Genomic DNA, 23,600 nt, shown 5'->3' on the forward strand with positions numbered 1-23,600 from the left:
TTCTATGTGCGGAATTGCAGGCATTTTAAGCTTCACCCATCAACGACCTGAAGCGGCGCTTCTTGAAAAAATGAGCGAGCCGTTGCGCCGCCGTGGTCCCGATGGCGGACACATTATATGTGAAGGTCCATTAGGCTTTGCCCATCGTCGCCTTGGCATCATCGATGTGAAAGCTCGCGCGGATCAACCTTTGAAAGATGCAACCACCGGCTGCATCATTGTGTTTAACGGCACCATCTATAATTATCGTGAATTGCGCAGTGTTTTAAAAGACAAAGGCCACACATTCACCACAGAAAGCGATACAGAAGTGTTGTTAAAATCCTACATCGAATGGGGCGAGCAATGTTTAACCCATTTGGTGGGCATGTTTGCCTTTGCCATTTGGGATGCGCGCATTCAAAAGCTCTTTGTGGCACGCGATCGCATTGGCATCAAACCTTTGTATTTCTCGCATGATCAAAAGAACTTCCTTTTTGCCTCTAACACACAAAGCTTATTGGCCTCTCAATTGGTGGATACAGACATCAACCCGATTGCGTTGCAATACATGTACACATTGCATGCGGTGGTTCCGGCGCCTTACACCATTTTTAAAGGCATTCATAAACTAAAACCAGCGCATTATTTATGGGTGGATTTAACCGGCAAAATTGAAGAGTTTCAATATTGGTCACTCAATGCAGAGAATCAGCACAAAGATTGGGATGATCGCGATTGGAAAGATGCCATTGAAGAAAAACTTCGCACTGCTGTGCGCCGCCGTTTGTTGGCAGCAGATGTGGATGTGGGCGTTTTATTGTCAGGCGGTTTAGATTCCTCGTTAATCGTTGCCCTTGCCCATGAAGAAGGCGTGAAAAATTTACCCACCTTCTCCATCGGCTTTGAAGATCAGCCAGAAGAGAAAGGTTCTGAATTTGAATTCTCTGATCAAGTGGTGGCACGCTATCAAACAGATCACTACAAATATTTGATCGAAAATGGCCAAGCCTTAACGCGCTTACCGGAAGCTGTGGCGCAGATGTCCGAGCCGCTCTTTGGGCAAGATGCCATTGGCTTTTATTTGTTGTCTGAAAAAGTGTCGCAACATGTGCGCGTGGTGCAAAGCGGCCAAGGTGCCGATGAAGTCTTTGGTGGTTATTTCTGGTATCCACAAATGGCACACAGCGAAGAGCGCGATCCATTGTTGCGCTTTAGCCAATTCTATTTTGACCGCGATTATCCTGAGCTTTGCAACACTTTTGCCCCGAAATTCCAAATGGATGACATCGTGGGTGAATATGTGCGCGATCAATTGACCAAGCCATTTGCTTCCAGTTATTTAGATCAAGTGTTCCGCTTTGACACCACAACGCTCATCGTGGATGATCCTGTTAAACGCGTCGATAACATGACCATGGCACATGGTTTAGAAGCGCGCGTACCATTTTTAGATCATGAATTGGTGGAATTGGCCGCTAGCATGCCAGATCATTACAAATTGATGCAAGGCGGCAAGGGCATTTTAAAAGAGATTGCCCGCGGTAAAGTGCCAGACAGCATCATTGATCGCCCAAAAGCCTATTTCCCAATGCCGGCGCTTAAATATGTGCGCGGCGAATTTTATGACATGATGCGCGATGCTTTGACAAGCTCAGCGGCGATTGAGCGCGGCATTTTCAATCCTGAATATGTTCAGCGTTTATTAGATCATCCTGAGGCGAAAGAGAACTTTACGCGCATTCAAGGCTCTAAATTGTGGCATTGTGCGTTACTTGAAATCTGGTTACAAAAAGTTTTACCGTAATCATGTTTGATGCGGCGGCATTTTTAAAAACTGTTCCCACAAAGCCTGGCATCTACATCATGCGAGATGCCAGCGATGTGATCATCTATGTGGGTAAAGCCAAAAATTTAAAAAACCGCTTATCCAGTTACTTTCGAGCGTCCGGCTTGTCCACAAAGACCCTAGCGCTCGTCAGTCACATTGCGAGCATCGAAGTCACCATCACCAACAGTGAAAATGATGCGCTGCGCTTAGAAAGTAACCTCATCAAAAAGCATCGCCCACGGTATAACGTGAGCCTGATTGATGATAAAAGTTACCCTTATATTTATCTCTCCCTTGGACAATATCCGCGCTTAGCCTATTACCGTGGCAGCAAAAAACATAAAGGGTGCTATTTTGGTCCTTATCCTTCCTCTTCTGTGGTGCGCGACACATTAGATTTAATGAAAAAACTCTTTTTGATTCGCCAATGTGAGGATTCTGTCTTTAAACACAGAACGCGCCCGTGCCTGCAATATCAAATCAAACGATGCAGCGCGCCATGCGTCAATAAAATCACACCCGAGCAATATCAAAAAGATGTGCACAATGCCGTGCTCTTTTTAGAGGGCAACGCCCAAACATTAATCAGCGAATTGGTCAGCCGCATGCAACAATGCGTGGCAGATTTAAAATTTGAAGCCGCTGCCGTGATTCGTGATCAAATCAAAGCACTGCAAGCGGTGCAATCCACCAATGACATTGAGCAAGGCAGCGCGTCTCTCGATTTGATTGCCCACGCAGACAAAGGCGGGCTTCATGCAGTGGAAGTGCTCACCATTCGTGATGGGCGCGTGTTGGGCGCGCGGGCTTATTTTCCTAAAGTGCCGAGCAATACAGAAGCGGTTGAGATTTTACAAAGTTTTATTGAACAATATTATGATGCCGCACGTTTACCGCCAAGCCACATCATCCTCAATCATGCATTGGCGCCCGAGCACAGCGCATGGCTTGAAAGCCATTTGAGTGAATTGAGCGGCCGTAAAATTATCATTGCCCACAACGTCAAAGGACAGCGCGCCCGCTGGCTCGATCTGGCCCATAAAAATGCCGTACAAGCCATTGAGATTAAATTAGCGGGTGCAAGTAACATTCACCATCGTTTACAAGAATTGGCCGATTTACTGCATTTGCCAGAGATTGAGCGCATCGAATGCTTTGACATATCCCACAGTTTTGGTGAAAAAACCGTCGCCTCAGATGTTGTGTACACCAAAGAGGGAGTGACGAAAAAATTCTATCGCCGTTTTAACATTGAAGGCATCACAGGGGGCGATGATTACGCTGCGATGCGCCAAGCCATCACGCGCCGCTTTAGCCACACTGAGGACAATCCATTGCCAGACATTTTGCTCATCGATGGCGGTAAAAACCAACTGCAAGTGGGCATTGATGTGATGCGTGAGCTTGGCATTGATTCGGTACTTTTAATTGGCGTTGCCAAAGGTGAAGGCAGAAAGGTTGGCTTAGAAACACTGTGGAAAGCTGGTGATGACACGCCCATTGACATTGAAAGCACCAGTGCTGCCTTTCATCTTATTACTCAAATTCGTGATGAAGCGCATCGCTTTGCCATTGAAGGGCATCGCTCACAGCGCGATAAACTGCGCCGGCGTTCTGTCCTAGAAGACATTAAGGGCATTGGCCCGCAGCGACGCGCCACGTTGCTCAGCCATTTTGGCGGGCTCTCTGCCCTAAAAAATGCCACAATTGAGGACATTGCTACAGTGCCGGGGATCAGCAATCATTTAGCCAAAGTGATTTATGAGGCGCTGCATGAAACGTAATTCACTATTGTCAGCGCACACATCCACGCCGACGCAAAAAGTTCGCCAGCATTAAGTGACCATAATCCGTCAAAATGGATTCAGGGTGAAATTGCACGCCTTCGACATCATAAAGTTTATGGCGAACGCCCATGATTTCACGCTTGTCCTGTGCCGTTGTGTAAGATGCACTCACCTCTAAACAATCGGGCAATGCGGCATCATCCACAATCAATGAGTGATAACGCGCCACTTTAATGGGATTGGGCACGCCGCTGAAAACGCCCATGCCATCGTGATCAATCAATGATGTTTTGCCATGCATCACACGCTCAGCATGCACAATCTTGCCGCCATAGACTTCGGCAATGCACTCGTGACCAAGGCAAATGCCTAAAATTGGGATGCGTCCTGCAAATTGGCGAATCAATTCAAGTGTAATGCCTGAATCCTGCGGCGTTCCCGGACCTGGAGATAAAATAAACGCATCGATTGGCAATTGTTCTAATTGCTCAATGGTGATCTGATCATTTTTATAAACAATCGGCGGATGCCCCAATTGCTGCAAATACGCCACAATGTTGTACGTGAAAGAGTCATAATTATCGATTAAACAGATCATGCCAATGCCTTTAATCTCACATCCACACAGCCGCGCACAGAGTTCGTTAGCACAATGCGATCTGCCATTTGAATGTCTTGGGGATACAGCAGTTTTTCCGTGCATACATTGCCCAGTGTCTGAAGCCATGCTTGACGCATCACGCCATTGACAATGCCAGTGGTTAAAGGCGGCGTATACCAATGTCCATTTTTTTCAATGAAGACATTATGAAACGAGCCTTCGGTGATTTCCCCGCGCTCATTGAGCAATAATGCATCATAGCAATCATGCTGCTTCGCGGCTTCATATGCTTTGTGATATAAAGTACGTTCTGTGGTTTTATGGGGGAAAAGCGGATGCTTTGAATCCACTTTGACATCACTGATGATGATTTCAAGCGGCGATGAATGATGGATGATGGGAGCATGTGTCAATTCAAAATTGCCTTGTTGATCCACCACCAAACGAATTTTCTGATCTTCTGTAAAGGGCTGCGTTACCAATTCATCAAGCGCGGCTTGAATGCTAGCAAGTTGAGCCTTAAATCCAAGCGCTGCCATTGAATGGGTTAAGCGCATTAAATGCGCATCTAACCGCGCAATACTTGCTGTTTGATGCATCAAGCGCATGGACTCAATGAGCTGAACATTTGCCGTCATGCCCGTTAAAAAGCGCGCCTTTAATAAACACTCTTGATACTCTTCCGTGCACACTGAATCAGCAATGATGCCACCGCCGACACCTAAGCGGGCTTGCCCATCTTCATTGATCACACATGTGCGAATGGGCACATTAAAACACATGTCATTGTCCGGCGTCATATAACCAATCGCGCCCGTATATACGCCGCGCAGTGCATCTTCAATCTGTTCGATGATCTCCATCGTGCGGATTTTCGGTGCACCTGTAATGGAGCCACAGGGGAATAAATTGGTGAAAATCTCCCTCATGCTGATGTCGGTGGGCACGCGCCCTGTCACCGTGGAAATCATTTGATGCACAGTTTCATAACTTTGAATCTCAAACAAACGATTGACGGAAACTGTCCCCGGCACTGTAATGCGGCTCATGTCATTGCGAATCAGATCCACGATCATCACATTTTCTGACAATGTTTTTTCATCCGCTCGCATGTGCTGCAAAATGGCTTGATCTTCCGCCTCATTCTGCCCGCGGGCAAACGTGCCTTTCATGGGCTTTGATTCAATCCATTGCCCTTTTTTACGGAAAAAAAGCTCAGGCGAAATGGATAAAATCGTCGATTCTGGGAATTTAAGGAGCGCGCCATATTCAACTTTTTGGCGCTGACGCAACGCTTGATACAGGGCAAATGGATGACCTTTAAGCAAAAAATCATAATGCGTCGTAAAATTGATTTGATACGTATTGCCATCGGTAATGTTTTGCTGGATCACATCAAATTTTTGGGCATATTCATCTTCACTCAATGCAAAAGTCAGCCCTTCAACTTCTGCTGAACCACATTCGAGCGCATCAAAATAACGTTGCACCTGATCTTGCGAAATGCGTTCTGCCGTTTTAAAGGCATACATGTGCAGCAAAATATCATCGTTGCGAGCGGTGCAATGATCAAATGTTTGGCGATCCACCGTATAGTAACCGGCTTCATAACTCACATAACCGGCCACATAATGGCCACTTTGACGAAGCGCATCAAGGGTTTGAAATGCCTCAGATAATTGATGACCATCGCGGCAAATCACTTCTGCTGCCGGTGAATGAAACAGCCATGCATCTTCGCCGGCTGTTTTGGTGTTTTCCAATAGGATAAAACAATCTTGATCAAGCAAATTCATAATGACTAAAACGTTTCAGTGATGTCAAAATCCGTGATTTCATAAATGAGCTCATAGAGCATCTCTTCGCCGACATCTTCATAGGATTCATCCACAAACGGGAAGCCTAAACGCTGCTCTTCGGGCAAATAATGGCCCATGTTGCCGGCCACTTGTTGCTCTGCCTCGATCCATTGGCGCGTCAGCTCCCCATTGTCATAATGCTCAAACCATAAACCTTCGGCCTCATCATTGACGGCAAAAAAGTAGAGTTTGTGCCCTGTTGATAATTTTTTTAATCTGCGGGCAAAATTCTCCTCAAAGCAGTGATCAACGGGCATACAGACAAAGGTCCATTCACCATGCGTCATGCTCACCGCTTGATTTTGCAACACAGTATCATATAGATCATGCTGCTGCGCCACCGCAGAGAAATGGTTGGCTAACTCCGAAAACTTCGGCGCGAAAACAATGGCGATGTCCATATACAATCCTATCCACAGAAAATGAAGCAAGGGCGATATTGTAGTACAACCAGCCATGAATTGCTCTGAGGAAACACGAATTTATTTCACCCATAAAAAATGCTTCCCGAAGGAAGCATTCATCTTTGCAAAATCGCCTATTTTTTCTTTGGGCGAAATGCCTGACACTGTGCAGGATCTGTCTCCATAAAAGGTGCGCCGATCAAATCTAAACAGTAAGGAATCGCTGAGAAAATCCCATGGACGATCACTTCATTGTTTTCACCGCGCACGCCGCCTAATGTTTCAGCAATCGCTTTTGGGCGACCTGGCAAATTGACAATCAAACTTTGCCCACGAATCACCGCCACTTGGCGCGATAAAATCGCCGTTGGCACATAATACAGGCTGATTTGACGCATCTGCTCACCAAAACCTGGCATCTCTTTATCAGCAACTGCTAAGGTTGCCTCAGGCGTCACATCACGAATGGCAGGACCGGTGCCGCCTGTGGTCAACACAAGCGAACACCCTTCATCATCCACCAAACGCTTTAATGTGGCTTCAATCTCTGCTTGTGTATCGGCGATCAATGCCTCCACAAACGTCATTGGCGTCGTCACCGCTTTTTCTAACCACGCTTTTAAAGCTGGCAATCCCTCATCTTGATAGATGCCGGCACTTGCGCGATCACTGACAGAAACTAAACCAATTTTCATCATACTTTTTCCTTAAATCAATAATGTGGGAACAAATCCCAACAATACTAACAAGAAAACGTTGGCAGAGAAAATCACTTGTGAGCCATAGCAAGGCGTAATGGTGATGTTTGCATTGTCATCGGCTTGGTCAAAGAACATCACTTTAATGACGCGTAAGTAGTAGAACAAGCCCACCACAGATGCCAATAAACCGATGATCACTAAGAAACCATAACCGGATTGATAGGCATTTTCTAACACAAAGAACTTCGCCACAAAGCCCACAAATGGCGGAATGCCACCCATGGATAACATGATCAATGCCATGAGGACACCTAAGTAACCATGCTGACGTCCAAAACCTTTTAAGTCAGAGATTTCAGAGATCGATTGCCCATTTTTATTGACCAATAAAATGAAACCAAATGCAGCAATTGTGGTGAAGGCATATGTGATGGCATAGAAATAACCGGTGGCAGGAATGTTCAAATCATTGCCCGCATACAAGCCTAACAACATAAAACCTGCATGTGATACGGCTGAATAACCCAACATGCGGCGAAGGTTCGTTTGACGAAGTGCCACAAAGTTACCGATCACAAAGGATAGGATGATCACAATCGCAAGCATTTGTTGCCATTGTTCCGTCACTTGATAACCGGCCACCATCAACATGGAATAACCCATCGCCATCGCAGCAATTTTAGGCGCAGCACCGATAAACATTGCAACAGGCGCAGGTGCACCTTCGTACACATCGGGCACCCATGCATGAAATGGTGCCACACCAAGTTTAAAGGCAATGCCCACAACGATGAAGACCAATGAGAAGGTCAAGAGCATGATGTTTTGATCAAAGTTTTGGCTCGCAATTGAAGAGATTGCTTGACCAATCACTTGTAGATTCAAGGATTGACCGACGCCATATAACAATGCCATACCAAAGAGTAAAATGGCAGACGCCATTGCACCCATGACAAAATATTTCATGGCCGCTTCTGTGGCTTTACCATCTTTACGATTAAAGGCCACCAATGCGTACATTGGTAAAGACATCAACTCTAATCCTAAATACACCATCAATAATGTATTGGCAGACACCAACACCAACATCCCGATGGTGGATAAGAGAATCAATACGTAATATTCAGCGTGATCTAAATTGGTTTCAGACAATTTAGGGAAGCTGTAAATTAAGCCAAGCAATACCACAAGCAACATTGCGCTTTTAAGTTGGCCATTGATGCCTGTGAGCACAATTTCACTGTTCCAGAAATACAAAGGCTCTGTGCCTGCTGGCACCACTGTCAACAACACAACGAATGCCGCTAAAATCGCAACCATACTCACAAGATGGATCGTCATGATGCGACTTTGCTTGCTGATGCACTCAAGTAAGAGAATGCCCACCACTGCAACTGTCAGAATGATCTCTGGCAAGATTGCAATAAAGTCCATTGAAGTTAATACGCTCATAATGATTTAATCCTTTCTATGGCTGTCCATTGATCATTGGAAGACTGGTTAACAGGTGATCGATGGATGCCTGCATCACATTTGCAAGTGGCGCTGGCCACACACCTAAGACAATAATGAAGATTGCCAACATGGCGAGTAAGAAGTATTCACGACCATTGAGATCCTTCAACTCTTTAACATGTTGATGCACCGCTTCCCCTAAAATCACTCGTTTGGTGAGCCATAAGTTATAGCCCGCACTTAAGATCAAGGATGTTGCCACCGCGATTGTGATGTAAATGCCATAATGGAAGCTTGCCAATAACACCCAGAATTCACCAATAAAGCCTGATGTGCCCGGTAAACCTGAATTCGCCATCGCAAAGAAGATGAAAAATGCCCCAAAGATTGGCATGGAATTGATCACGCCGCCGTAGTCAGCAATTTCACGAGAATGCACGCGGTCATACAACACACCGATGGATAAGAACATCGCTGCAGAGACAAAACCGTGAGAGATCATCTGCATCATGCCGCCTTGGATCGCCATCTGATTGGCCGCCATTGGCGCATCTAAAAACGCCACCGGCAAAACAAAGCCTAACGTCACAAAGCCCATGTGTGCAATCGATGAATAGGCGATCAATTTTTTCATGTCTTTTTGCGCAAGTGCCACAAAAGAGATGTAAATGATGGCGATGATGCTCATGGCGATGATCATTGGCGCAAAAAAGGCAATCCCTTCTGGCACGATCGGCAACATGAAACGCAAGAAGCCATAACCACCAATTTTAAGTGTAATGGCCGCTAAGATCACAGAACCGCCTGTTGGCGCTTCAACGTGCGCAGATGGCAACCATGTGTGCACAGGCCACATTGGCACTTTAACGGCAAAACCTGCTAAGAATGCCAATAACAACCATTTTTGTTGACTCAATGAGAGATCTAAGTCTGCAAAGTTGGCAATCGAAAAGGTTGTGTTGTTCGACTGCATGTATAAGTAGATGATGCCCACTAACAAGAAGATCGAACCTAAGAAGGTGTATAAGAAGAATTTCAATGCCGCTTGAACACGATTTGGGCCGCCCCAAATACCGATGATTAAGAACATCGGGATCAACATCGCTTCAAAGAAGACATAGAACAAGATGGAATCCATCGCTGCGAACACACCGTTCATTAAGCCTGCCATGATGAGGAAGGCACCCAAATATTGGTGGCGCTTATAGGTGATCACATCCCAACCGGCAATCACAACCACAACAGTCATGAAGCTCGTTAAAAGGATAAATGGCATGGATAAACCATCTACGCCTAAATGGTAGTTGATCCCTAATGTTGGAATCCATTGTTTTAATTCTACAAACTGCATGGCTGCGGTCTCTGAGTTAAAGAGACCGTAAAGCGGCAATGAAAGCACTAATGTGACAAGACTCGCAAGGAGTGCGAACATTCGCACTCGACACGCATTTTTATCACCCATCAATAGTGTCACGATGCCCGTGATAATGGGCACCCAAATCACTAAACTTAACCAAGGCATATTTTCGATACTCATCATTATGTCCTTATTTAAAAATGATTACCCAAGTCATCAATACCACCAAACCAAATGCCATTAAGTAGGCGGAATGGAAGAGATAACCGGTTTGAAGTTTTCTAAATACGCCACCTAATTTAGACATTAACGTAGCAGAACCATATACAGCTGTTTGATCGATCAAGCGATCGTCCACATTCTTCCAGAAGAAGCGGCCTAAACCCACTGCCCCATCGGCAATGTATTTCTGGTTGAAATCATCAAAGTAGTATTTATTGGTGAACACTTTGAGGACGCCAGTGCGATCTAACGCTGATAAGTATGCTGTTTCCACAGTTGGCTTTTTCAAGTAAGCATACCAAGCAAAGAAGCCGCCGATGATGGCTAACCATACAGGGACAGAAACAAAGCCATGTAAACCCATGTGCCAAACGCTGCCAAACTCTTCAGCCACTTTTGCCATTGCAGGGTGTGCATTGCTGACTGTGATCGCATCTTGTAAGAATGTGCCCATGATGAAGTCTTTGGCCACAAAGACACCCACCAATAATGATGGAATGGCCAATAGAATCAATGGAACAGTCACAACAGCTGGCGACTCATGCGGTTCATGTGCCACAAAACCTTCTTTATGATCATGCTCGCCCATCGTTGGGTCTACTTGATAACGAGGTTTACCATGGAACACTAAGAAATATAAACGCAATGAATACACCGCTGTGATGAACACACTCGCCACCACTGAGAAGTACGCAAAGCCACTGCCAAAGATGGTGCTGTTTTCAACCGCAAGGATGATGGCATCTTTTGAGAAGTAACCAGAGAAGAACGGCGTACCGATCAATGCCAATGTACCGATCAAACAAGTGAACCATGTGATTGGCATTTTCTTACGAAGGCCGCCCATAAAGCGCATGTCTTGCTGATGGTGCATGCCAATGATGACAGAACCTGCCGCTAAGAAGAGCAATGCTTTAAAGAATGCGTGTGTCATTAAATGGAACACCGCCGCTGAGTAAGCAGATGCACCTAAAGCAACGGTCATATAGCCTAATTGCGATAATGTTGAATAAGCCACCACGCGTTTGATGTCATTTTGGAAAATACCCAAAATACCCATGAACAATGCAGTGATCGCACCGATGATCATGATGAAGGATAAAGCTGCATCAGACAATTCAAAGATCGGAGATAAACGAGACACCATGAAGATACCCGCTGTGACCATCGTTGCCGCATGAATCAATGCTGAAATTGGCGTTGGGCCTTCCATGGAATCAGGCAACCAAACATGTAAAGGTACTTGTGCTGATTTACCCATTGCACCGATGAATAAGAAGATCGCTGCAAAGGTGATCACGCTCCATTCTGTGCCTAAGAACGCAAATTTTTGTGTAAGGAAACTACCTTCTTTCACGCTCTCAAAGATGTCTGCATAATGCAAGTGACCGGTTAAGTAAACCATACAAGCAATCCCGACGATAAAGCCAAAGTCACCAACGCGGTTGACGATGAAGGCTTTCATGTTTGCATAGGTTGCCGTTGGGCGCTTGAACCAGAAGCCAATCAATAAGTAAGACACCAAACCCACCGCTTCCCAACCAAAGAAGAGTTGCATGAGGTTGTTTGACATCACAAGCATCAACATTGAGAAAGTAAAGAGCGAAATATAACTGAAGAAACGGTTATAACCCGGATCACCTTTCATGTAGCCGATGGAATAGATGTGCACCATTAATGAGACAAACGTCACCACAACGAGCATCATCGCTGTTAAGTTATCCACAAGGAAACCCACCGCGACGGCTAAATTACCCACGCTCATCCATTCGTAAACGTTGCCATTAAAGGTTGGCACTTCGCCAGTGCCATGCAAATACAATGCATAACCAGACAATGCCGCAGAGACCGCCACTAAAGCGATGGTCACAGTGTGCGCCATTCTGTTTGAAATCACACGGCATAAAAGCCCTGCGAATGCCGCGCCAATGAGCGGTAAAAATGCGATTAATAGATAGATCGTTTTCATTGCATTATCCTTTTAACTCATCCATTTCATCGACATTGATGGTTTGACGTTTTCGATACACCAAGACAAGGATGGCCAAACCAATGGCAATTTCTGCCGCTGCCACCGCAAGAATGAAGAAAACGAACACCTGTCCTGCAGGGTCTTCTGTCGTTGGGACCATAAAGTTGCCAGAGAATTTAGAAAACGCGACGAATAAAATATTCGAGGCCAATAACATCAACTCAATGGACATCAATAATACAACGATGTTTTTACGATTGATGAATATCCCTGCCATCCCAAGACAGAACACTGTGCTGGCCAGCATAATATAATCGGTTACCAACAATTGCATGTTTAGCCCTCCCCTTTTTCAGTCGCAGGTGCTTCTACAGGAAGCGCTTCCCATTTGGAAGGTTCCATTTTCACCACTTGTAATCGATCTTCTGGATGCGCTTTGAGTTGTTCACTCACTGGCATGAATCTTGTGTACGCACGACGTGGACGAAGCGTTAAGCTGATGGCAGCAATCATGCCCACCAATAAAATCAATGCAACGATCTCAAAGGCATAAATGTAATGGGTGTATAGAAATAAGCCCAATTGCTTTGTGTTGCTGTAGCTTGCAGCCATTGCACCATCAATCACTTGTGCAGCGTATGGATGCGTTTCTTGGAACAAAGATTGTTTACCCACCAATACCATCGCCATTTCAACGATCATAATGAGCGTGAGCACAATGCCAAGGGGCAAATACTTCACAAATCCTTGTTTCACAAGCTCTGTGGAAATATCAATCATCATCACCACAAAGAGGAAAAGCACCATCACTGCACCCACATAAATGACGATTAAGGCGAGCCCTAAAAACTCAGCTTGAATGAGCATCCATGTCGCACTTGTGGTCACAAAGCACAAAATCAAGTGCATCACCGCTGTGACGGGATTGCGTGCTGTGATTACTCTCACCGCTGAATAGATCAAGATGAGTGCAAAAACATAAAATAGAATCTTTAATAACATCTGCAGCCTCCCTTAGCGAAATTTCGCGTCTGCTGCGCGATCCTTAGCGATTTGAGGTTCTAAACGATCCCCTAATGCTAAGAGTTTTTCTTTACACATAATGTTGTCGCCCTTCTCTTCCATGTGATAGTCAAAGGTGCGCGTCAATACGATAGAATCGACCGGACACGCTTCTTCACACAAACCACAGAAGATGCATTTAAAGAGATCAATGTCATAACGCGTGGTGCGGCGAGTGCCATCTTCACGTTCAGTTGACTCGATGTTGATCGCTTGCGCAGGGCACGCAGATTCACACAATTTACAAGCGATGCAGCGCTCTTCCCCATTTGGGTAACGGCGCAATGCATGCAAACCTCTAAAACGCGGTGATTGCGGCGTCTTCTCTTCGGGATAACTGATGGTAATTTTCGGGCGAAACATATAACGAAATGTAATCGCCAACCCTTTTCTCAACTCTAATAAAGAGAAGGTTGCATAGATTGATTTTAATTTCTTAAACATTGCTAATTCCTACTCTATTGAAACCAATAGTTAATACCGAGCGCATACAACACGATCACGAAGAAAATCCAACCAATGGTCAATGGGATGAATACCTTCCAACCTAGACGCATGATTTGGTCATAACGGTATCTTGGGAATGTCGCTCTTAACCAGATGTAAGTGAAGAGGAAAAACGACATTTTGATCACCATCCAAAAGAGGCCATTTTCACCGATCACCGGAATGCTTTCGATGCCAGGAATGCCTGCAAATGGTGACAACCAACCGCCAAAGAATAAGAGCGAGGCCAATGCTGACACTAAAATCATGTTCGCATATTCTGCTAAGAAGAAGCAGGCAAAGCCTGTGCCTGAGTATTCGATGTGGAAACCTGCCACGATTTCGGACTCACCTTCCACTAAGTCAAATGGCGCACGGTTGGTTTCCGCAACACCGGCGATGAAGTATAAAACTGCCATGGGCAACAATGGGATGAAATACCATTTCAAAACACTCATGCCCGCTTGGCCTTCAACGATCTTCGTGAGGTTCATTGAACCGGCCAACATGATGACCGTGATTAACGCAAAGCCCATCGCCAATTCATATGAGATCACCTGCGCACCGCTTCGGATGGCACTGATCATGGCGTATTTAGAGTTCGATGCCCAACCGGCTAAAATGATGGCATACACACCGAGCGACGTCATGGCTAAAACATAAAGTACGCCCGCATCAATGTTTGATGCCACCAAACCATCTGAAAATGGAATCACAGCCCATGCGGCAAATGCCGTTGTGACAATGATGATTGGCGAGAGAATGAAAAACACCTTATTTGCAGAAGAAGGAATGATCCACTCTTTAAAGACCATTTTAATCAAGTCCGCAAACGGCTGAAGTAAACCAAATGGTCCCACGCGGTTTGGCCCTAAACGCACATGCATGAAACCCAGCACGCGGCGCTCTGCATATGTCATATATGCCACCGCGATCACCACTGGCAAAATCACTGCCAAGGTTTTCAAAAAGGCCCAAACGAGCGGGTAATCAATAATCGCTTTAATCATATCCATGGCTTACCCCTCGATCGCTTCGTAATAATCAATCATCAAACCATACTCCCTTGGGATGCGTAGGCAATTGGCGGCCATTTTTGCCGTCGAGCGCACGCCAAACTCTTGCCCTTCAATCACCCATTGTGTTTGTGTGATGGACAAATCACCCGTCACGCGTTTACGTGGGGCAAGTGGCGTTGCTTGTAAGGCTTCACTGCGTCGTGCATAAGCATCCATTGAATAGATGGATTCCATTGGCACAGCCACTAACGCATCATTGCGCCAATCTTTCACACGTAAATTATTGGCATATGGCATTTGATTGCCCTGCCCTGCTGTGGACAATGCCGCTTGATGATCAGCCAATACATCAGCACACGTCACATAATCAAAGCCTGATAATTCAAACTCATTGCCAAGCACGCGTAAAATTTTCCAAAGTGGCTTAGCCTCAAACAACGGCTCAGCAGCCGCTTTGACCGTTTGCAATGTGCCTTCGACATTCATTAAACTGCCATCGGTTTCACCCCAAGCTGCTGCTGGTAAAATGATGGTGGCCAGATCTAACAATGCTTCAGAGGCAAACGGCGTCAATGCCACCACAAGCTCCGCTTGCTTAAGGGCAGTGAGTGCTACTTTTCGCTCGATGAAATCATGTTCAGGATCAATTGCGCCCACTAAAATATAAGCCTTTAAGCCATCTGTGAGCATTTGATGCGTATTGCCTTTTGCAACACCCGCTAAATAAGCGCCAGTTAAGTTTGCGCCTTCTGATAAATAACCGAATGCACCGTGTGATGCAGTTGCAATGTTTTGTGCCAATGCTCTGATCACAGAAAAATCAGGATGTGACACGGCATCTTTACCGAGCACAATCCAGTGTTTACCTTCTTGCATAAAGAGCTGAGCGGCATGTGCAACATCCACATCTGTGGTGGCATTGTTCACAATCGCGCTCAATTCTGGTGCAATGGTTGCGCCTGTGTGACCTGCAACGGTTTTTAAAATCACAGACAACACATTCACCCAATCTTTTGGCGATGTGATGAGCGCTTCCGTTGGATGCAATTGATCGGTATCGTAAGCATTGAGCATGGCAACTTTCGCGCCATCTTTCACAGCTTGACGAATGTCAATGGCCAAAACTGGCATCTCTAAACGTGGATCTGCGCCCACTAAGAAAATGCGATCTAATGCTTTTACATCCGCAATCGGCAAACCTAAACTTCTGAATTTTGGCTCCACTGCATCGCCACTGAAATCGATTTGACGCAAGCGAGCATCAATTTTTTTGATGCCCAATGCTTTGGCCAATTTCGCAGTCAATAGCTGCTCTTCCACTGTCGCGCTTGGGGAGACAAAAATGCCCACTTGATCGGCGCCAAAGTTTTTCACAGCGCCTTCAATTACCATGCGCGTGGCCTTTAAACCACTGAGCCAATCAGTTTTCACCAATTGTTGTTTTTCATTTTGAATCATCGGCGCTTGCGTGCGATCAACACTGAAGTTCGCTTCATAGCTAAAGCGATCACGATCCGCAATCCACACTTGGTTGATGGCTTCATTTTGACGCGAAACCACGCGGGCAATGTTGCCACGCAATGTGTGAATCGACGTGTTGGTGCCTAAGCCATCATGAATGCTGATTGAATCATGCTTTTTATATTCCCAAGGTCTGCCTTGGAATTTAGAAGGCTTGGCCGTCAATGCGCCCACTGGACATAAATCAATGATGTTACCGGACACTTCTGAGGTCATCGAATGCTTCACATATGTGGTGATTTCTAAACGATCACCGCGATCCACACCGCCTAATTCACGAAGCCCTGCAATCTCTTCTCCAAAACGCACACAACGCGTGCATTGAATGCAGCGGTTCATGTAAGTTTCAACAAGTGGTCCGATGTTAATTTTTTCGTAATGGCGCTTCTCTTCGATGTATGTAGAATGTTTTTGACCAAATTCCACAGAATTATCTTGTAACTCACACTCACCACCTTGATCACACACAGGGCAATCTAATGGGTGATTGATGAGTAAAAACTCCATCACCGCTTTTTGTGCGGCGCGCGCTTTTTCATTACGCGTACGGATGATCATGCCATCGGCAATTTGTGTGGCACACGCTGGCATGGGCTTTGGCATTCTTTCGATGTCCACTAAACACATGCGGCAGCTTGCTGCGATGGATAATTTGTCATGATAACAAAAGCGTGGAATCGCAATGCCCACTTCATCGGCCACATCAATGACCGAACGACCCGCTTCTGCTTCAAACTTTTTGCCATCTATTTCGATGGAGAGCATTTTTTTCTCAGTCATTATTCCGCTCCTTCAACCATAGATCTACCATGCTCGATGTAATATGCAAATTCATGGCCAAAATGTTTGATGAAACTCAATACAGGCATTGCTGCCGCATCCCCTAATGCACAAATGGTGCGTCCGCCAATGTTATTGGCAATGTGCTCTAAGCGCTCTAAATCTTCTGGCACACCTTTACCTTGCAAAATGCGATCCACAACGCGATACAACCAACCGGTGCCTTCGCGGCACGGCGTACATTGTCCGCAAGATTCACTGAAGTAAAAACGCGATAAACAACGCAATGCCTTCACCATATCCGTGGTTTCATCCATCACAATCACAGCGCCAGAACCGAGCATGGAACCGGTGACTTTTGCAATCGAATCATAATCCATGTTCGCTTGCATCATTAAATCACCCGGAACAACAGGCACAGAAGATCCGCCTGGAATCACCGCTTTTAATCGGCGACCTTTCCAAACGCCACCACATAAATCCAATAATTCAGAAAATGGCGTACCTAAAGCAATTTCATAGTTGCCAGGTTTCTCAATGTGGCCAGAGACGGCAAATAATTTTTGTCCGCCTGCGCCCGGAATCCCAAGGTTTGCAAACCATTCAGGACCGTTACGAATGATGCGGCCAACCGATGATAAAGATTCGGTATTATTGATGGTGGTCGGCTTGCCATATAAACCCACAGCGGCAGGAAATGGTGGCTTAAAGCGTGGTTGACCTTTTTTACCTTCTAAGGATTCTAAAAGTGCTGTCTCTTCACCACAAATGTAAGCACCCGCACCAATTGCCGGGTGAATGTCCACAGAAATACCGGTGCCTTTAATGTTTTCACCCAATAAACCTGCAGCATACGCTTCATCTAATGCACCTTGGAAACGAATCGCTGGTTCATCTAAGAATTCACCGCGCATGTAGTTGTATGCGTGACGTGCGCCCATGGCATAACTTGCGATCGCCATGCCTTCCACCAATGCATGTGGATTGAAGCGCAAAATATCGCGATCCTTACAAGTACCGGGCTCTGACTCATCGGAGTTACACACCACATAACGCGTGATGCCTTCACCTTTTGGCATAAAGCTCCACTTTACGCCCGTTGGGAAGCCTGCACCACCACGACCACGCAGCCCAGAGGCTTTGACCATTTCGATCACTTCTTCACGAGTCAATTCACCGTTTAAAATACGGCGCCAGGCATCATAACCCCCTAAGCTTTCATAGGTTTTGATGGACCATGGGTTATCGTGACCAAGTGTAAAATAACAAACTTGATTCATCATCAGTGTTCACCCTTTTCTGCACTTGCTGCAATTGCATCTAATATTTCATCGATCTTATCAATCGTGATGTTTTCATAATAAACATGATTGATCTGCATCGCCGGTGCATAGCTACAAGCGGCTAAGCACTCTTCTTCTTTCTTCAAGTAGAAAACGCCATCTGCCGTTGATTCACCCGCTTTAATGCCAAGCTTATTTTCAACGTGGGCCAAGATTTTCTCACCGCCGCGCAACATACAAGAGATGTTTGTGCACACTGAAATGGAGTTTTTACCACATGGTTTTGTTTCATACATGGAGTAAAAAGTTGCCACTTCATACACAGCGATCGGTGGCAAACCTAAGTAATCGGCCACGGCATCCATCAATTCAGTGGTTAAATAACCATTGTTATCATGCTGAACTTCTCTTAAAGCAGCTAAAAGCGCAGACTGTTTACGATCTTCTGGGAAATGCTTCAACCATTTGTCGATCTCTTGTCGTGAACGCTCCGTTAAAATTTCTTTTGCACTCATAATCTATGCCTTAATTCAGTTATCAATATTTAACGATCGATGTCGCCGAACACTAAGTCTAATGTCCCGATGACGGCGATCAAATCCCCAAGCATATGACCTTTCGTCAAAGTCTCTAACGCTGCTAAATGTGGGAAGCCCGCAGGTCGCACCTTCATTCGATACGGTTTATTGGCACCGTCTGAGATCAAGTAAACGCCCATTTCACCTTTCGGATGTTCAATGGCGGCATACACTTCACCTTCTGGCACACAATAACCTTCTGAATACAATTTAAACTGCTGGATCAAGTCTTCCATGGACTCTTTCATCTCAGCGCGTTTAGGTGGCGAAACAACGCTCTCTTCGAGCATGACTGGCCCTGGGTTTTCTGCCAACCACTGTGCACACTGTCTAATAATGCGGTTTGATTGATACATCTCTTCTACACGCACTAAGAAGCGGTCATAACAGTCGCCATTTTTACCCACAGGAATGTCAAAATCTAAATATTCATACGCCGCATAAGGCTGAGTTTTACGTAAGTCCCAAGCCACGCCAGAACCACGAAGCATCGGACCTGTTAAACCTAAGTTCATGGCCTCTTCAGCCGTCACTGTACCAATACCCACCACACGTTGTTTCCAAATGCGGTTTTCAAATAACAGGGTTTTATACTCTTCGATGTGTTTTTCAAAGCGGTTGGTAAAATCGATCACAAAGTCAGTAAACGATTCACGTGGCTTATTTAAGCGATCCACTTTTTTCTGATTTCTAAATTTATTGACTTCATATTTTGGCATAACATCCGGAATGTCTTTTGCCACGCCGCCCGGACGATAGAAGAACTGATGCAAACGCGCGCCGGTTGTGGCTTCACACATATCCATCAAGTCTTCACGATCACGGAAGCAATATAACAACATGCCCATTGCGCCTAAATCGATCCCGTGCGCGCCTAACCACATCAAATGGTTTTGCAGACGGTAGATTTCATCAAAGAGTGAGCGAATGTATTTTGCGCGAATTGGTGGCTCAATGCCGAGCGCCTTTTCAATGGCCAATACATACGTATGCTCATTACACATACACGATGAATAGTCCATGCGATCCATATAACCAATCGATTGGTTAAACGGTTTGGCTTCTGCCAATTTTTCTGTCCCACGATGCAACAAGCCGATGTGAGGATCGGCACGCATAATGGTTTCACCATTGAGTTCTAGAATCAAGCGCAATACACCATGCGCCGCCGGATGCTGAGGACCAAAGTTTAAAGTATAGTTTTCAATGTTTGCCATTAGTTCAGCTCCTCTTTGCGAATCACACGCGGAATGACAACACGTGACTCAATGGTCACCGGTTGATACACCACACGCTCTAACTCTGGGTCATACCAAATCTCAACGCGCCCTGTTAATGGGAAGTCTTTACGAAGTGGATGACCGATGAAACCATAATCTGTCAAAATACGGCGCAAATCAGGATGGCCGTTAAAAATAATGCCAAACAAGTCAAACGCTTCACGCTCAAACCAGTTGGCACTTTTAAAGATGTCTACAACAGAATCCACCATTGGGAAGTTGTCATCTTTCATGTATGTTTTGACACGAACGCGCGCATTGCTGTGCATTGATAACAAATGATAAACCACGGCAAAGCGGTTTGGCATTTCACGGTTTGCACGCGCTTGATCTAATGCCGCTTCACTTCTACCGACCGCGCCTTCTTCAACTGCGCGACTAAAGCCGTGATTGCTGGCCTCCACATCCCATTCGGCGATGCCGTAAGCAGCGTAATCGACGCCACAAACATCCATCAACTGCCAAAATGGCATCTTGTCATTCTCTTTGAGTAACGACAAGGTTTCGTGCAATTGGTCACTGTCCACCACGATGGTCAGTTCATCTCTGGCAATCTTGCTTGAGACAATGCGATCGCCTAATACTGACGATAATGTCGTTAAAATAGTTTCTGGTCTTAAAATAACCGACATCGTTTCCCCCTAGCTCAAACGCGCAATGGTGCTGGTGCGTTTAATTTTTTTGTGCAATTGTAAAATGCCGTAGATGAGCGCCTCAGGTGTTGGTGGACAACCTGGCACATACACATCAACTGGCACCACGCGATCAACGCCGCGCACAACTGCATAAGAATAGTGATAGTAACCGCCGCCATTGGCACACGATCCCATGGATAATACCCATTTTGGCTCAGGCATTTGATCGTAAACTTTACGAAGTGCCACGGCCATTTTATTGGTGAGGGTTCCTGCCACAATCATTAAGTCTGATTGACGCGGTGAAGGTCTAAATACGGAGTTTCCGAATCGATCTAAGTCATAACGTGCAGCTGCTGTATGCATCATCTCAACTGCGCAACATGCCAAACCAAACGTCATTGGCCATAAGGATCCTGTGCGTGCCCAGTTCATCGCGCTGTCTAGCGTCGTGGTCATGAATCCTTTATCTAAAGCACCTTCTATTCCCATTCTAATGCCCCTCTCTTCCACTCATATGCAAATCCCACAACGAGCAAAAATAGGAAAACTGAAACGGCGCTGATGCCCACCATTCCAACTTCTCGCCATACCACTGCCCATGGGATTAAAAATGCTAATTCTAAATCGAAAACAATAAATAAAATCGCCACTAGATAAAATCTAATGTCGAATTTCATGCGTGCATCTTCAAATGCTTCAAAGCCACATTCATAGGGAGATAATTTTTCAACAGTGTCTTTTTTGGGCGATAAGAAGTAACCCAAAGCAACTAAGATTATTCCAAAGATGAGGCTAAACCCAATAAAAACGAGTATCGGCAAATAATCCATCATAGCGATTATCCTCTTCTGATCAATTACAATTTGTTGGTGGCAAGCGTTACCTTGACTAGCGCCCTGCTGCAAATATGCTAGTAACGGCGTATTGCTTATTTTATTCTCACCGAAAAACCCTTCAACGATTTCTGGTTTTGACGGTACCATATAGTAACAGAAAATAACTCTTTTGGGAGATCACCAGATATGACCTTAAACTTTCTAGACGAAAATCAAGAAACAATCCAATGGTTCAAAAATCATACAAACGAATTTGTTGAACTGCGCCGCCATTTTCATGCACACCCTGAATTATCAAAAAAAGAGTTCTCAACTACCGAAAAAATCAAAGAGTTACTCGAATCTTGGGGAATCTCGACAGATTGTTCATTGTTAGAGACTGGCGTTGTTGCTCTTTTGAAAAAAGGCACAAGCACCAAAAGGGTCGCGCTGCGCGCGGATATAGATGCACTTCCAATTGACGAAAGTACCAATCTTAACTATAAGTCAAAAAGCGACGGAATCATGCACGCGTGCGGTCACGATGGGCATTTGACCATGTTATTGTTCGCCGCAAAGTACTTACAAGAAGAAGCTAATTTTGACGGGGAAATTTTGCTCATTTTTCAACCAAATGAAGAAGACAGCGCGGGCGCCCGCGATATGATCAATGCTGGGCTCTTTCAAAAATACCCTGTTGATGCGGTTTATGCAATGCATAATTTTCCGGGCGCGCCCGTTGGCCAATTGCTCATTAAAGATGGCCCACAGATGGCGGGCACGGTTGCCATTGACATTGACCTTCATGGTGTTGGCTGCCATGCGGCGCACCCTTATAAAGGCGTTGATACCATTGTGATGGCAGCACACCTCATTGTGGCACTGCAAACCATCCCTGCCCGTAACTTATCAGCGATTGACAGCGCCATCATCACCATCGGCACCATTCATGGCGGCACAGCGCACAATGTGATTCCACAAACTGTTCAACTCACCGGTACATTGCGCTACTTTGATCCTGTGGTGCGCGATACGGTCAAGCGCCGCATTGAAGAAGTGACCCATGGCATCTGCCAAACCTTTGGCGGACAGGCAGATGTGCGCTTAACCGACGGTTACATCGCCACCATTAATCACACCAAAGAGACCGAGATTGCCCTAAAGGCTGCCCAAACACTGTTTGATGCTAAAGACATTGTGACCGACAAAGTGCCATCGATGGGCGCGGAAGATTTTGGTTTTATGCTCGCCGATCAAAAAGGTGCGTATGTTTATATCGGCAATGGCCATGATTCTTCAACCAATAAACTGCACAACGCAGGTTTTGACTTTCACGACGATAACTTATTGTATGGTGGGGTTTATTGGGCGACCCTTGCCCAATACTTTTTGGATAACGCACAGTAAGAATTATATGCTAATATGATCACTATTGAATCAATACACTAAAAGACAGCGAACAACTATGAAAAAATCGTTTTATATTTGTCTATTCATCCTCTGCTCCATCAGTGCTCATGCACAGCAAATGTATCGTTGGACAGACAGTGAAGGCGTGGTGCATTACACTGAATATGCACCAGAAGAGACCCGCGAACAGATTCTAAACTTCAAAGATAAAGAAGAAAAATCGACGCCTGCCACCGTGAAAAAAGTGGACATCATGCGCACCAGCGCCGCCGTTTTAGTGGAAATGCCAAACGGCCGCAAAACCATCAGCAATGACAATGATGCACCGGTTGCCACCAACTTAAGCGCCGCTCAAAAAATGAGTGAAATGACCTTCTGCCAAACGGTACAAGCGAACATTGCCACTTTTGAAGCATTGAAAAAAGGTGAGGTGGCATCCCTAATGTGGGTGTCGCGCCAAGGTGAAACCATCCCCATGAATGACACGCAAATCGATGCGCACTACAAAGCAAACATAGATAATTTAGAACAATATTGTTTACAATAGACGCCATCGAGTT

General features: G+C 45.5%; 22 protein-coding genes. 4 read left to right on the plus strand and 18 right to left on the minus strand.

Features of this window, described 5'->3' with window-relative positions:
• Positions 1–4: 4 nt before the first annotated feature.
• Positions 5–1,786 (plus strand): N-acetylglutaminylglutamine amidotransferase, encoded by a 1,782-nt coding sequence (locus tag B9T20_RS07315; RefSeq protein ID WP_094490455.1) that lies wholly within the window; start codon positions 5–7, stop codon positions 1,784–1,786.
• A 2-nt stretch (positions 1,787–1,788) separates the two neighbouring features.
• Complete coding sequence (uvrC, locus tag B9T20_RS07320; protein WP_094490456.1) at positions 1,789–3,594, plus strand: excinuclease ABC subunit UvrC; 1,806 nt, start codon at positions 1,789–1,791, stop codon at positions 3,592–3,594.
• Between the two features lie 10 nt (positions 3,595–3,604).
• Here uvrC and B9T20_RS07325 read toward each other — a convergent pair whose 3' ends face one another.
• The 18 genes from B9T20_RS07325 to ndhC all read right to left on the minus strand — a co-directional run bounded on the left by B9T20_RS07325 (position 3,605) and on the right by ndhC (position 21,657).
• Complete coding sequence (locus B9T20_RS07325) at positions 3,605–4,195, minus strand: aminodeoxychorismate/anthranilate synthase component II (RefSeq protein ID WP_094490457.1); 591 nt, start codon at positions 4,193–4,195, stop codon at positions 3,605–3,607.
• The gene (gene pabB, locus B9T20_RS07330; protein ID WP_094490458.1) at positions 4,192–5,994 is read right to left on the minus strand and encodes an aminodeoxychorismate synthase component I; all 1,803 of its coding nucleotides are present in this window, start codon (positions 5,992–5,994) and stop codon (positions 4,192–4,194) included. The genes B9T20_RS07325 and pabB overlap by 4 nt, the downstream gene beginning before the upstream one ends.
• A 5-nt stretch (positions 5,995–5,999) precedes the next feature.
• Positions 6,000–6,458: a hypothetical protein gene (locus B9T20_RS07335; protein WP_094490459.1), complete on the minus strand. Its 459-nt coding sequence runs from the start codon at positions 6,456–6,458 to the stop codon at positions 6,000–6,002.
• Between the two features lie 137 nt (positions 6,459–6,595).
• The gene (mog, locus tag B9T20_RS07340; protein WP_094490460.1) at positions 6,596–7,159 is read right to left on the minus strand and encodes a molybdopterin adenylyltransferase; all 564 of its coding nucleotides are present in this window, start codon (positions 7,157–7,159) and stop codon (positions 6,596–6,598) included.
• Positions 7,160–7,168: 9 nt separating this feature from the next.
• Positions 7,169–8,614: an NADH-quinone oxidoreductase subunit N gene (locus B9T20_RS07345; protein ID WP_094490461.1), complete on the minus strand. Its 1,446-nt coding sequence runs from the start codon at positions 8,612–8,614 to the stop codon at positions 7,169–7,171.
• Between the two features lie 16 nt (positions 8,615–8,630).
• Complete coding sequence (locus B9T20_RS07350) at positions 8,631–10,154, minus strand: NADH-quinone oxidoreductase subunit M (RefSeq protein WP_094490462.1); 1,524 nt, start codon at positions 10,152–10,154, stop codon at positions 8,631–8,633.
• Positions 10,155–10,164: 10 nt separating this feature from the next.
• On the minus strand, positions 10,165–12,165 hold the full coding sequence (gene nuoL, locus B9T20_RS07355) for an NADH-quinone oxidoreductase subunit L (RefSeq protein ID WP_094490463.1): 2,001 nt from the start codon (positions 12,163–12,165) through the stop codon (positions 10,165–10,167).
• Between the two features lie 4 nt (positions 12,166–12,169).
• Positions 12,170–12,502, minus strand: coding sequence for an NADH-quinone oxidoreductase subunit NuoK (gene nuoK / locus B9T20_RS07360; protein WP_094490464.1), 333 nt, complete (start codon positions 12,500–12,502; stop codon positions 12,170–12,172).
• Positions 12,503–12,504: 2 nt separating this feature from the next.
• Positions 12,505–13,170 (minus strand): NADH-quinone oxidoreductase subunit J, encoded by a 666-nt coding sequence (locus B9T20_RS07365; protein ID WP_094490465.1) that lies wholly within the window; start codon positions 13,168–13,170, stop codon positions 12,505–12,507.
• 12 nt (positions 13,171–13,182) lie between these two features.
• Entirely contained in the window at positions 13,183–13,674 is a 492-nt protein-coding gene (nuoI, locus tag B9T20_RS07370; RefSeq protein WP_008316099.1) for an NADH-quinone oxidoreductase subunit NuoI, read from the minus strand.
• Positions 13,675–13,688: 14 nt separating this feature from the next.
• Complete coding sequence (gene nuoH, locus B9T20_RS07375) at positions 13,689–14,732, minus strand: NADH-quinone oxidoreductase subunit NuoH (RefSeq protein WP_094490466.1); 1,044 nt, start codon at positions 14,730–14,732, stop codon at positions 13,689–13,691.
• A gap of 3 nt (positions 14,733–14,735) precedes the next feature.
• The gene (gene nuoG, locus B9T20_RS07380) at positions 14,736–17,036 is read right to left on the minus strand and encodes an NADH-quinone oxidoreductase subunit NuoG (protein WP_094490467.1); all 2,301 of its coding nucleotides are present in this window, start codon (positions 17,034–17,036) and stop codon (positions 14,736–14,738) included.
• A complete protein-coding gene (gene nuoF, locus B9T20_RS07385) occupies positions 17,036–18,319 on the minus strand; it encodes an NADH-quinone oxidoreductase subunit NuoF (protein ID WP_094490468.1) in 1,284 nt (427 codons plus the stop codon). The genes nuoG and nuoF overlap by 1 nt, the downstream gene beginning before the upstream one ends.
• On the minus strand, positions 18,319–18,834 hold the full coding sequence (gene nuoE, locus B9T20_RS07390) for an NAD(P)H-dependent oxidoreductase subunit E (protein WP_008316093.1): 516 nt from the start codon (positions 18,832–18,834) through the stop codon (positions 18,319–18,321). Before nuoE ends, nuoF begins: the two co-directional genes overlap by 1 nt.
• 29 nt (positions 18,835–18,863) lie before the next feature.
• Entirely contained in the window at positions 18,864–20,114 is a 1,251-nt protein-coding gene (locus tag B9T20_RS07395) for an NADH-quinone oxidoreductase subunit D (protein ID WP_094490469.1), read from the minus strand.
• Positions 20,114–20,809, minus strand: a complete 696-nt coding sequence (locus B9T20_RS07400) for an NADH-quinone oxidoreductase subunit C (protein WP_094490470.1) — start codon at positions 20,807–20,809, stop codon at positions 20,114–20,116. The genes B9T20_RS07395 and B9T20_RS07400 overlap by 1 nt, the downstream gene beginning before the upstream one ends.
• 9 nt (positions 20,810–20,818) lie before the next feature.
• Complete coding sequence (locus B9T20_RS07405) at positions 20,819–21,304, minus strand: NADH-quinone oxidoreductase subunit B family protein (protein WP_008316088.1); 486 nt, start codon at positions 21,302–21,304, stop codon at positions 20,819–20,821.
• Positions 21,295–21,657: an NADH-quinone oxidoreductase subunit A gene (ndhC, locus tag B9T20_RS07410; protein WP_026165777.1), complete on the minus strand. Its 363-nt coding sequence runs from the start codon at positions 21,655–21,657 to the stop codon at positions 21,295–21,297. Before ndhC ends, B9T20_RS07405 begins: the two co-directional genes overlap by 10 nt.
• 180 nt (positions 21,658–21,837) lie before the next feature.
• Here ndhC and B9T20_RS07415 point away from each other — a divergent pair, with 180 nt between their 5' ends.
• On the plus strand, positions 21,838–23,037 hold the full coding sequence (locus B9T20_RS07415; protein ID WP_094490471.1) for an amidohydrolase: 1,200 nt from the start codon (positions 21,838–21,840) through the stop codon (positions 23,035–23,037).
• Positions 23,038–23,095: 58 nt separating this feature from the next.
• On the plus strand, positions 23,096–23,587 hold the full coding sequence (locus B9T20_RS07420) for a DUF4124 domain-containing protein (RefSeq protein ID WP_094490472.1): 492 nt from the start codon (positions 23,096–23,098) through the stop codon (positions 23,585–23,587).
• The last annotated feature ends 13 nt before the right edge of the window (positions 23,588–23,600 follow it).

This window comes from Wohlfahrtiimonas sp. G9077, from assembly GCF_002252155.1.
Taxonomy (GTDB): Bacteria; Pseudomonadota; Gammaproteobacteria; order Cardiobacteriales; family Wohlfahrtiimonadaceae; genus Wohlfahrtiimonas.

What these genes read in the sequence shown, in the direction of transcription:
- B9T20_RS07315 (WP_094490455.1), top strand. Translation starts at nt 5, where the DNA reads ATGTGCGGAATTGCAGGCATTTTAAGCTTCACCCATCAACGACCTGAA.
- uvrC (WP_094490456.1), top strand. Translation starts at nt 1,789, where the DNA reads ATGTTTGATGCGGCGGCATTTTTAAAAACTGTTCCCACAAAGCCTGGC.
- B9T20_RS07325 (WP_094490457.1), bottom strand. Translation starts at nt 4,195, where the DNA reads ATGATCTGTTTAATCGATAATTATGACTCTTTCACGTACAACATTGTG.
- pabB (WP_094490458.1), bottom strand. Translation starts at nt 5,994, where the DNA reads ATGAATTTGCTTGATCAAGATTGTTTTATCCTATTGGAAAACACCAAA.
- B9T20_RS07335 (WP_094490459.1), bottom strand. Translation starts at nt 6,458, where the DNA reads ATGGACATCGCCATTGTTTTCGCGCCGAAGTTTTCGGAGTTAGCCAAC.
- mog (WP_094490460.1), bottom strand. Translation starts at nt 7,159, where the DNA reads ATGATGAAAATTGGTTTAGTTTCTGTCAGTGATCGCGCAAGTGCCGGC.
- B9T20_RS07345 (WP_094490461.1), bottom strand. Translation starts at nt 8,614, where the DNA reads ATGAGCGTATTAACTTCAATGGACTTTATTGCAATCTTGCCAGAGATC.
- B9T20_RS07350 (WP_094490462.1), bottom strand. Translation starts at nt 10,154, where the DNA reads ATGAGTATCGAAAATATGCCTTGGTTAAGTTTAGTGATTTGGGTGCCC.
- nuoL (WP_094490463.1), bottom strand. Translation starts at nt 12,165, where the DNA reads ATGAAAACGATCTATCTATTAATCGCATTTTTACCGCTCATTGGCGCG.
- nuoK (WP_094490464.1), bottom strand. Translation starts at nt 12,502, where the DNA reads ATGCAATTGTTGGTAACCGATTATATTATGCTGGCCAGCACAGTGTTC.
- B9T20_RS07365 (WP_094490465.1), bottom strand. Translation starts at nt 13,170, where the DNA reads ATGTTATTAAAGATTCTATTTTATGTTTTTGCACTCATCTTGATCTAT.
- nuoI (WP_008316099.1), bottom strand. Translation starts at nt 13,674, where the DNA reads ATGTTTAAGAAATTAAAATCAATCTATGCAACCTTCTCTTTATTAGAG.
- nuoH (WP_094490466.1), bottom strand. Translation starts at nt 14,732, where the DNA reads ATGGATATGATTAAAGCGATTATTGATTACCCGCTCGTTTGGGCCTTT.
- nuoG (WP_094490467.1), bottom strand. Translation starts at nt 17,036, where the DNA reads ATGACTGAGAAAAAAATGCTCTCCATCGAAATAGATGGCAAAAAGTTT.
- nuoF (WP_094490468.1), bottom strand. Translation starts at nt 18,319, where the DNA reads ATGATGAATCAAGTTTGTTATTTTACACTTGGTCACGATAACCCATGG.
- nuoE (WP_008316093.1), bottom strand. Translation starts at nt 18,834, where the DNA reads ATGAGTGCAAAAGAAATTTTAACGGAGCGTTCACGACAAGAGATCGAC.
- B9T20_RS07395 (WP_094490469.1), bottom strand. Translation starts at nt 20,114, where the DNA reads ATGGCAAACATTGAAAACTATACTTTAAACTTTGGTCCTCAGCATCCG.
- B9T20_RS07400 (WP_094490470.1), bottom strand. Translation starts at nt 20,809, where the DNA reads ATGTCGGTTATTTTAAGACCAGAAACTATTTTAACGACATTATCGTCA.
- B9T20_RS07405 (WP_008316088.1), bottom strand. Translation starts at nt 21,304, where the DNA reads ATGGGAATAGAAGGTGCTTTAGATAAAGGATTCATGACCACGACGCTA.
- B9T20_RS07415 (WP_094490471.1), top strand. Translation starts at nt 21,838, where the DNA reads ATGACCTTAAACTTTCTAGACGAAAATCAAGAAACAATCCAATGGTTC.
- B9T20_RS07420 (WP_094490472.1), top strand. Translation starts at nt 23,096, where the DNA reads ATGAAAAAATCGTTTTATATTTGTCTATTCATCCTCTGCTCCATCAGT.